The organism is Streptomyces montanisoli, from assembly GCF_017813245.1.
GTDB classification, from domain to species: domain Bacteria; phylum Actinomycetota; class Actinomycetes; order Streptomycetales; family Streptomycetaceae; genus Streptomyces; species Streptomyces montanisoli.
The window spans coordinates 26,397-35,911 of sequence record NZ_JAGIQL010000060.1 but is presented as its reverse complement, the minus strand read 5'-3'; the positions used below and the strand labels follow the sequence as shown (position 1 = coordinate 35,911).

Annotated in this window: 7 protein-coding genes and 1 pseudogene; 4 read left to right on the top strand and 4 right to left on the bottom strand. The window is 72.1% G+C overall.

The window, feature by feature from the left end; all coding sequences use genetic code 11:
* Positions 1–192: 192 nt before the first annotated feature.
* Positions 193–594: pseudogene (gene icmB, locus JFN87_RS16460) on the bottom strand (coenzyme B12-dependent isobutyryl CoA mutase small subunit); the annotation flags it as partial.
* 269 nt (positions 595–863) lie between these two features.
* On the opposite strand from icmB, the gene JFN87_RS16455 reads away from it, so the two are divergent.
* A complete protein-coding gene (locus tag JFN87_RS16455) occupies positions 864–2,153 on the top strand; it encodes a M23 family metallopeptidase (RefSeq protein ID WP_209340825.1) in 1,290 nt (429 codons plus the stop codon).
* 32 nt (positions 2,154–2,185) lie between these two features.
* Here the strand turns inward: JFN87_RS16455 and JFN87_RS16450 are convergent, their stop codons facing one another.
* Both JFN87_RS16450 and JFN87_RS16445 read right to left on the bottom strand, forming a co-directional pair.
* Entirely contained in the window at positions 2,186–2,599 is a 414-nt protein-coding gene (locus JFN87_RS16450; RefSeq protein WP_209340824.1) for a cytidine/deoxycytidylate deaminase family protein, read from the bottom strand.
* Between the two features lie 49 nt (positions 2,600–2,648).
* On the bottom strand, positions 2,649–5,252 hold the full coding sequence (locus tag JFN87_RS16445; RefSeq protein WP_209340823.1) for an ATP-dependent DNA helicase: 2,604 nt from the start codon (positions 5,250–5,252) through the stop codon (positions 2,649–2,651).
* Positions 5,253–5,596: 344 nt separating this feature from the next.
* Here JFN87_RS16445 and JFN87_RS16440 point away from each other — a divergent pair, with 344 nt between their 5' ends.
* The 3 genes from JFN87_RS16440 to JFN87_RS16430 all read left to right on the top strand — a co-directional run bounded on the left by JFN87_RS16440 (position 5,597) and on the right by JFN87_RS16430 (position 8,479).
* Positions 5,597–6,808: a C40 family peptidase gene (locus tag JFN87_RS16440; RefSeq protein ID WP_209340822.1), complete on the top strand. Its 1,212-nt coding sequence runs from the start codon at positions 5,597–5,599 to the stop codon at positions 6,806–6,808.
* Between the two features lie 151 nt (positions 6,809–6,959).
* Entirely contained in the window at positions 6,960–7,982 is a 1,023-nt protein-coding gene (locus tag JFN87_RS16435; protein WP_209340821.1) for a C40 family peptidase, read from the top strand.
* Positions 7,983–8,122: 140 nt separating this feature from the next.
* Positions 8,123–8,479, top strand: coding sequence for a hypothetical protein (locus JFN87_RS16430; protein WP_209340820.1), 357 nt, complete (start codon positions 8,123–8,125; stop codon positions 8,477–8,479).
* Positions 8,480–8,495: 16 nt separating this feature from the next.
* Here the strand turns inward: JFN87_RS16430 and JFN87_RS16425 are convergent, their stop codons facing one another.
* Complete coding sequence (locus JFN87_RS16425) at positions 8,496–9,404, bottom strand: hypothetical protein (RefSeq protein ID WP_209340819.1); 909 nt, start codon at positions 9,402–9,404, stop codon at positions 8,496–8,498.
* Positions 9,405–9,515: the final 111 nt, after the last annotated feature.

Here is a 9,515-nt window from a genome sequence, read left to right as displayed (position 1 = left end):
CCCCCCCCCCCCCCCCCCCCTCTCGGCGCGAGCCCGCCTCCCGCCCCCCCCGCGCGCCTGGCCTCCGGGCCCCCGCCCTCCCGACCCGGCCCGGGCGCCCGCGGCCCCGGCCGGCCGCCGGGGCCGCCGCGCGCCCGGGGCCGCGGGCCGCGGCTCCCAGCCCCCGGGACCCCGCCCACCCTCCGCCTCGGCGGACTCCCGGACGTTCCCCTTCACCCAGTCCACGATCGACGTCGTCGTCGCCCCCGGCGTGAAGATCTCCGCGACGCCCTGCGCCTTCAGCGGCGCGATGTCGGCCTCGGGGATGATCCCGCCCCCGAACACCTTGATGTCCGCCGCGTCACGGTCCCGCAGCAGCTCGATGACCTTCGCGAACAGGGTGTTGTGCGCACCGGAGAGGATCGAGAGCCCGATGGCGTCCGCGTCCTCCTGGATCGCCGTGTCGACGATCTGCTCGGGCGTCTGGTGCAGCCCCGTGTAGATGACCTCCATGCCCGCGTCACGCAGGGCGCGCGCGATGACCTTCGCGCCACGGTCGTGGCCGTCGAGGCCCGGCTTCGCGACCACCACGCGGATCGGACCGGTCACACCCATCACTGCCTCCACTCACGACACCACCACGGACCAACGGACCAAGTGAACGAACGTTATCCCCAGCATCTCTCAGGTCGCCATTTCGCGGTGCCATGCATGGGCCAAATCACATGGCCCATTTCGAACATCGCTCCGACCGATGGCCCGGCACCTGGGAAAAGACAGGTGATTGCCCGTTTTCCGGGCCGTCGAACCCTTCAGAAGATTGTCGCCGTCACGTACCGCCGGGTACAGTCGCCGCCATTGCTGTCGAGGCGAGGAAGAAGTTGGTGAACGACCAGCACGCCCAAGCCGGCTACGCCGCTTACGAGACCGACCCCCTCTTCGGCGCCCTCCCCGACGGCTACGACGCGCAGCGGTACACCGACCAGCCCCAGCAGTACGGCACGGCGCAGTACACACGTCAGTACGAAGAGCAGTACGCGGACCACCAACACGCCTACGCCGCCGCCCCCGCCGCCGCATGGGCCGGTCAGCCCGCCGACTACCCGTACGCGTACGGCCACGACCCGACGGACACCCTCGGCGGTGGCTACGACGCTCAGGACGCCTGGGGCTACCACGAGGCGCCGACCGCGTACGAGCCCACGGTGCAGTGGGCCGTACTGCCCCAGGCAGGCGCCGACGAGGCCCCGGCCGCCCATGACGCCGCCTGGTACGCCTCCCAGGACACCCTCGTCGCCGAGATGGCGCCTCCGGCGGAGCAGGTCCAGGCGGAGCCGGTCGAGGCGGAGCCCGAGCCCGCGGGGTCGCCCGTAGCGCCCGCGTCCGCACCGGACCCGGCGCCGCGCGCGAGCACCCGCCGTGCGGCAGCGACCCACAGCCGCCGCCGCGCGCCCGCCAAGCGCTCCGCGCTGTTCACGATCGCCGTGCCGTCCGCCTGCGTCATGGGCGTCGCCGGGATCGCCGCCGCGTCCGTCGGGGCCATCGGCGGCGGTGACGGAAAGCAGGACGACACCGCCAGCGCGGCCGCCGACCCGGCCGACGTCAAGCCGATCGCCGCGAACAACAAGCTGGACACGCAGCTGGCGGCGCTGAACGCGGACGCCAGGGACTTCGGCGACCGGGCCAGCCGCACCCAGGAGCGCATCGACCTCAAGGCGCGCCAGGCGGCCGAGAAGAAGAAGCGCGAAGAAGAGGCCGCCCGCAAGGAGGCCGCCAGGCCGAAGTACCTGCTGCCCGTCAAGCGGCGCGGCCTGAGCGCCTACTTCGGCCAGGCAGGCGTCAACTGGATGTCCGTGCACACGGGCATCGACTTCCCCGTCATGACCGGCACCCCGGTGATGGCCGCCACGGACGGCACCGTCCGCACGCAGTGGAACAGCAGCTACGGCAACATGGCCATCGTCACCGCGCCCGACGGCACGGAGACGTGGTACTGCCACCTCAGCAGCACGCGGGTGCGCTCCGGTTCGGTCAAGGCCGGCGACGTCATCGCGTACTCGGGAAACACGGGCAACACCACGGGTCCGCACCTGCACTTCGAGGTGCGCCCGCACGGCGGCGCCGCCATCGACCCGCTGCCCTGGCTGCGCAGCCACGGCCTCGACCCGACGTAACCGGCCCGGCAGGAGGCACTACCGCCCGGCGTTCAACCGGCGTCGAGCTGGTGGTCCGCCCAGACGTAGCTCTCCGGCAGCAGCTCGGCGACGGGCACGGCGCGCAGGCGGTCGCCCGCGCCGACGATGACCTTGAGCCCCGGGTAGTAGTCGAGGAGCACCTGCCGGCATCGGCCGCACGGCGGGACGACGCCCCGCTCGCGGTCGCCCACGGCGACGATCGTGTCCAGCTCGTACACGCCCTGCCCGGCCGCCGCACCGATGACGACCAGTTCGGCACACGGCCCTCCCGTGAAGTGGTACGCGTTGACGCCGGTGACGATCCGGCCGTCGGCGGCGCGTGCCGCCGCCGCCATGGTGTGGTTGTCGCCCCGGCAGCGCGTACGGGCGACGTGCGCCGCCGCTTCGATCAGCTCCTGGTCGACGGCCTGGGCATGCGTGGTCATCGTGTCCCCCTTCACATATGGGCGCCGACTCAGCCGCCGCCGGGTCCGGCTACAGCTTCTCGACCGGCGCGTACCGCAGCAGCAGCCGCTTCGGCTTCGGGTCGCCGAAGTCGATCTCCGCCTGCGTCTCGGAGCCGGAGCCCGACACCGTGACGACGGTGCCGAGCCCGAACTTGTCGTGCGTGACGCGGTCGCCGACTTCGAGCTTGATCACCGGGCGGTCCGTGATCTGCCCCTTGGGCCGCGACCGCAGCCCCCGGCCGCCTCCGCCGGACAGCGGCGAGAACGAGCTGCCCGACGAGGACGACACCGGGCCGGCCGGGGCCTGGGCGCCCGTACGCTTCCAGTCGAGGTGCTGCCCCGGGATCTCTTCGAGGAACCGCGACGGCGGGTTGTACGAAGGCTGGCCCCACGCGCTGCGCATCGACGACCGCGTCAGGTACAGGCGCTCGCGGGCGCGCGTGATGCCGACGTAGGCGAGGCGGCGCTCCTCCTCCAGCTCCTTCGTCTCGCCGAGGGCCCGCATGTGCGGGAAGACGCCGTCCTCCATGCCGGTCAGGAAGACGACGGGGAATTCGAGGCCCTTGGCCGTGTGCAGCGTCATCAGCGTGATGACGCCGGAGCCCTCCTCGTCCTCGTCGGGGATCTGGTCGGAGTCGGCGACCAGCGCGACCTGTTCGAGGAACTCCGCCAGCGTGCCGCTGCCTCCGGCGGCCGCCGCGAGGGCATCGCTGCCTGCCGCGGGAGCCTCGCCCTCGGCCGTGGGGGCGTCGCCGCCTGCCGCGGGGGCATCACCCTCAGCCGCAGGAGCATCGCCCTCGCCCTCGCCCACGACGGGCGCACCGGCCGCCTCCCCCGCCTGCTCGCGCGCCTGCTCGAACTCCAGCGCAACCGAAGCGAGTTCCTGCAGGTTCTCGATGCGCGTCTCGTCCTGCGGGTCCGTCGAGGACTGCAACTCCGCCAGGTATCCCGTACGTTCGAGGATCGCCTCAAGCACCGTCGCGGGCCCCGCGCCGCCCTCGACGACCGTCCGCAGGTCGTCCATCAGCGCGTTGAACCGCCGGACCGCGTTCGCCGAGCGTGCCGCCATGCCGTACGCCTCGTCCACGCGCCCGAGCGCCTGAGCGAACGTGATGCGCTCGCGCTGCGCCAGCGCGTCGATCATCGCCTCGGCGCGCTCGCCGATGCCGCGCTTGGGCACGTTGAGGATCCGCCGCAGCGGGACGCCGTCCTCGGGGTTCGCGAGGACGCGCAGGTACGCCAGCACGTCGCGCACCTCTTTGCGCTCGTAGAAGCGCACGCCGCCGACGACCCGGTACGGGAGCCCCACCCGGATGAAGATCTCCTCGAAGACACGCGACTGCGCGTTGGTCCGGTAGAAGATCGCTACGTCGCCCGCCTTGGCGTCGCCCGCGTCGATCAGGCGGTCGACCTCGTCCGCGACGAACTGGGCCTCGTCGTGCTCGGTGTCCGCGACGTAGCCGGTGATCTGGGCGCCGGTGCCCGCCTTCGTCCACAGGTTCTTCGCGCGGCGGCCCGCGTTGCGCTCGATGACGGCGTTGGCCGCGCTGAGGATCGTCTGCGTGGAGCGGTAGTTCTGCTCCAGCAGGATCGTCGTCGCGTCCGGGTAGTCCTCCTCGAACTGGAGGATGTTGCGGATCGTGGCGCCGCGGAACGCGTAGATCGACTGGTCCGCGTCACCGACGACGCACAGCTCGGCAGGGTCGTGCGCCTCGCCCGTCGACGTGTCCACGCTGGCGGCGCCGACCAGCTCGCGGACGAGCGTGTACTGGGCGATGTTGGTGTCCTGGTACTCGTCGACCAGGACGTGCCGGAATCGGCGCCTGTAGTGCTCGGCGACGTCGGGGAACGCCTGCAGCAGGTGCACGGCCGTCATGATGATGTCGTCGAAGTCCAGCGCGTTGGCCTCGCGCAGCCGCGCCTGGTACATCCGGTACGCCTCGGCGAGCGTCTTCTCGAAGCCGTCAGCCGCGGTCCCCGCGAAGGTCTCCTCGTCGATGAGCTCGTTCTTGAGGTTGGAGACCTTGGCCGAGAACGACTTCGGCGGGTACCGCTTCGGGTCCAGTTCCAGGTCGCGGCAGACGAGCGCCATGAGCCGCTTCGAGTCGGCGGCGTCGTAGATCGAGAACGACGACGTGAAGCCGAGCCTCTTCGACTCACGCCGCAGGATCCGCACGCACGCGCTGTGGAACGTCATCACCCACATGGCCCCCGCGCGCGGGCCGACGAGCTGCTCGACGCGCTCCTTCATCTCGCCGGCGGCCTTGTTGGTGAACGTGATGGCCAGTATCTGGCCGGGGTGCACGTTGCGCGTGGCGAGCAGGTGGGCGATGCGGTGCGTGAGCACGCGCGTCTTGCCGGATCCCGCGCCGGCGACGATGAGCAGCGGCGAGCCCGTGTGTACGACGGCGGCGCGCTGCTCCTCATTGAGCCCTTCGAGCAGCACGGCGGGGTCCACGACGGTGCGCGGGGCGCCGTCGCGGTGGTAGGGATCCCTGGCCGCGGGCACGTGGAACGCTCCCTCGAAGAGGTCGTCGGGCACCTGCTCGGAAGCGGTGTCCTCGGGCGGCGGGGGCTCCTCGCCGGGGGGCTGGAGGTCCGCAAGGAAATTGTCGTCAAAGAGGCTGCTCATCGCTCTCCGAGTCTAGGGCGTCCCTCCGACAGCCCGCTGGGAGTCCGGCCGAGACGGCCCGCCCGGGCCTGTCCCCGCCCGTCCCCGCCTCTCCCCGTCCTCCCCACCTCTCCAAGAGGTCACGAAAAAGTCTCGGGAATGTATCGGACCAATCGACCATCGGCCTTCCCAGCGGCATTCGCTGCCGCTAGCGTGCTCCGTCAAGTGGTCGCCCCACCGTCAACGGTCGCCCCCTACGCACCTCACGCACCTCACGTACCTCACGCACCTCTGCCCGCGTCACGTCACTCTGACCACACCGGCGCACCCCGACCCCCTCGGAGCGCCTGGAAGGAGATGCCGCCGTGGCATCGCACCGCAAGTCGCGCAACCGCAGCATCGTCCGGGCCGGCTCCCCCGCCGTGGGCATCACCACGGCCGCGCTCGCCTCCGTCACGCTGCTCTCGACGCAGACGGCCACCGCGGCGCCGACGAAGCCGCGCCCGTCGATCGAGGAGGTGCGGGGGCGGGTCGACGACCTGTACAGGCAGGCCGGCAAGGCGACCGAGGACTACGACCGCGCGAAGGAGTCCACGGCCAAGCAGCGCAAGGCGCTGGACGCGATGCTCGACGACATCGCGCAGCGCGCGGACAGCATGAACGACGCGCGGCGAAGACTGGGGATGTTCGCGGCACAGCAGTACCGGCAGGGCGCGGTCACGCCGACCGAGGCGCTGATGTTCTCCGACAGCCCGCAGGCCTACTTCGAGCAGACGCAGCTGATGGGCCGCCTGAGCGCGCGGCAGAACGCCGCGTTGGCCGACTTCCAGCACGCGCAGGCGGCTGCGGCGAAGAAGCGGACGGAGGCGTCGAAGCAACTGTCGTCGCTGACGGCGTCGCAGGAGAAGCTGCGCACGAGCAAGCGTGACGTGCAGCGGAAACTGTCGGACGCGCGTGCGCTGCTGTCGAAGCTCACGGCGCAGGAGAAGGCGCGGCTCGCGGCCCTGGAGAAGGAGAAGGAGGCCGAGGCCCGCAAGAAGGCGCAGGCCAAGGCGGCCAAGGAGGCGCGCGAGGCGCAGGCCAAGGCGGCGGAGGCGAAGAAGCGGCAGGCCGACGACCAGTCCACGAAGACCACCTCGTCCGGCTCCGGCACGAGTACGGGCACCTCCACCGGCACCGGCACCGGCACCGGCACCGGCACCGGCACCGGCAGCACGGGCAGCAGCTCGACGAAGGCCGGCAAGGCGCTGGCGTTCGCCCGCGCGCAGCTGGGCAAGCCGTACGTGTGGGGCGCCACCGGCCCCAGCTCGTACGACTGCTCCGGGCTGACGCAGGCCGCCTGGCGAGCGGCGGGCGTGGACCTGCCGCGCACCACGTACGACCAGGTCAACGCGGGCACCCGCGTCTCGACGGACGACCTGCAACCGGGCGATCTGGTGTTCTTCTACTCGGACATCAGCCACGTCGGTATGTACATCGGCGGCGGCATGATGATCCACGCCCCGCACCCGGGCGCCGAGGTCCGCAAGGAGTCGATCTACGTCATGCCGATCTACGGCGCGGTGCGCCCGGGCTGACAAACACAGGATTCACGCGCCCAGGGCTCACGCAGACACCACCAGTCGCACGGCGAGCAAAGACCACCACAGAAGCGACAGGTTCCCTCAGGTCACGCCAGTTCCTCGCTTTCCGTGCCCGGTTCGTGACCTGGACGCTTAGCGTCCTCCCATGCCAGCGCACCGAAAACCCAAGAAGCGCCCGCGACCATCCCTCGCCACCCTGGCACTCGCGGGCGCCACCACCGCCGCGACCGCCGCCACCGCGTCGGGCGGCGCCGCGCAGGCCGAGCCGCGGCAGACACCCGCCCAGGTCAAGACCGAGGTGGACGGCCTGTACCGGCAGGCGGAGGCCGCGACGCAGCAGTACAACGGCACGAAGGCCGACGTCGACGCGACCCGTTCCTCGCTGAACTCCCTGCGCGACGAGGCCGCGCGGACGACGGACCGGCTGAACACCGCGCGGGGCGCGCTGGGCGCCATCGCGTCGGCCCAGTACCGCTCGGGAGGCCTCGCACCCGCCATGCGGCTGGCGCTCTCCGGCGACCCGGAGACGTTCCTGGAGGACGCGTCCATCGCGGAGCGCGCGGGATCGCGGAACGCGCAGGCGGTCCAGCGCGTAAGCGACGCGCTGACGCACCTGCGCAGGCTGAGGACCCAGGCGGACGGCCGGCTCGCCACCCTCACCGCGCAGCAGGAGCGGCTGGCGCGGCAGAAGGCCGAGGTCAACGGCAAGCTCGCCGACGCGAAGCGGCTGCTCGCCCGGCTCAGCGCGCAGCAGCGCGCCCGGTACGAGGCGGGCGGGTACGCGGACGGTCAGGGCGACACGACGACGCCGGCACCGAACGCGCGCGCGGCCGCGGCCGTCGCGTACGCGCGCGGCGCGCTCGGCAGGCCGTACGTGTGGGGCGCGACGGGCCCGGACGCCTTCGACTGCTCGGGGCTCACGCAGGCCGCGTGGAAGGCGGCGGGCGTGTCGCTGCCGCGCACGACGTACACGCAGATCGGCGCGGGCCGACGCGTGCAGAAGTCCCAGCTCCAACCCGGTGACCTGGTGTTCTTCTACTCCGGCGTCAGCCATGTCGGCCTGTACATCGGCCACGGCGAGATGATCCACGCCCCGCACCCGGGCGCGCCCGTGCGGGTGGCCCCGATCGACGAGATGCCGTTCGCGGGCGCCACCCGACCGGCGTAACAGCGGGTGTCGCCCGCCCGCGAGCGGGTCACGATGGGCGCAGCCGAGCCGGCGACGCGACCGCGGGACGGGTCGCGGAGACGCCGCGAGGAAGGGACGGACCTGCCGTGAGACGAGCCATCGCCGTCAGAGCGACCGGAATGTGCCTCGCAGCGGGCTCCCTCCTCGTACTCGCCCCGATGCGGGTCCCACCCGACGGCTGCGGCGACCTGCCGTCGGGCCGCCTGTGCATCGAGGGCCCGATCGGCGGCGCGGGCGCCTTCACCACGCGCTACGTCCAGTACGACGAGCGCCACGAGTCGCGCGTACGCCTGGGCTACCAGCGCAGGGACCAGCGGCTGACGGCGTTCGCGAACTGGTTCGGCACGAGCAGCACGCTGCACGGCAGCACACAACTCTCCGGCCGCCTCTCGACGGCGCCGGACGAGTGCATCAGGGGCATCCTGATCGACGCGAACGGCAAGGCGTACGCCACACAGTGGACGTGCGCACGCTGACCCGGGCCCCCGGGCGTCAGCCCGGGACCCCGGCCGCCGTGAGCGGCGCGCGCAGCAGCTGTACGTAGCGGTGCACGTCCTCCGGGGGCAGGGTGCGGCATGCGCGGCAGACCCCGTCGACCAGCGACACGGGCCCGCCGGGCGCCCCGCATTTCGTGCACGTCATGTGCCGCGTGCCCGCCTGCGCGGGGGCTCCGATGGCCACGGGCTCGGGCGGGAGCTTGTCCCGCAGACGGCAGCGGACCAGGCCGCCCGGGGACATCACCGTCTGCGGCAGCCCCGACGTCAGCGCCTGGACGATTCCGGCCCGATCTACCCCGCGCGCCAGCCACTGAGCCGCGTCCGGTTCCAACGCCGTGCATTCGCGGGCGGACAGCACGAGGCGGTGGTCGACGCGGCCGAGGGTGGCGAGCACGTCGTACGCCTCCGACCGTGGCGCGGGCGCGTTGCCCGGCTGCCGCTCGGGCTCCGGCTCGGGCTTCGGTTCCGGGTCCGGCGCAGGCCGCTCCTGCCGCCGCTCCGGGTCGTCCTGGACGGCGTCGCCCGCCAGGAACCGCGCCCACCAGGCGCCGTCGCGGGCCGTGCGTGAGAAGTACGTGCGCCACACCCACCGCATGCGGCCACCGACACCGACGTTCTCTCTGAAGCGGTGCAGAAATCCTGCGCCGGACAGCGCGCGCAGTGCGGACCCGACGGCCTGCTGGCCGTACAGCGGCTGCGCTCTGGCGAGTGACTTCACGTCGATCGCGGAGCCTTCCGGCAGGGCGTCGATGAAGGCGGCGAGATACGCCTCGCGCACCGGCAGGCCATCGAAGTCGCGCGTGCGGCGCGGGCCTTGGCCGGAGGCGTCCTGCTTTCCATAGCCGGGACTGGCCTGGGGATGTGCGTACGCACGAGGGGCAGCATTAAGGTTCGTGTCAGCCACGAGATCGGTTCCTTCGATCTTGGAGGTCAGACCCCGGTTTGGTGCTGAGTACACCTGCCGGGGTCGTTCATTGTCACGACGAAAGCTAGACGGTGGCCACGCGGCGTGGCA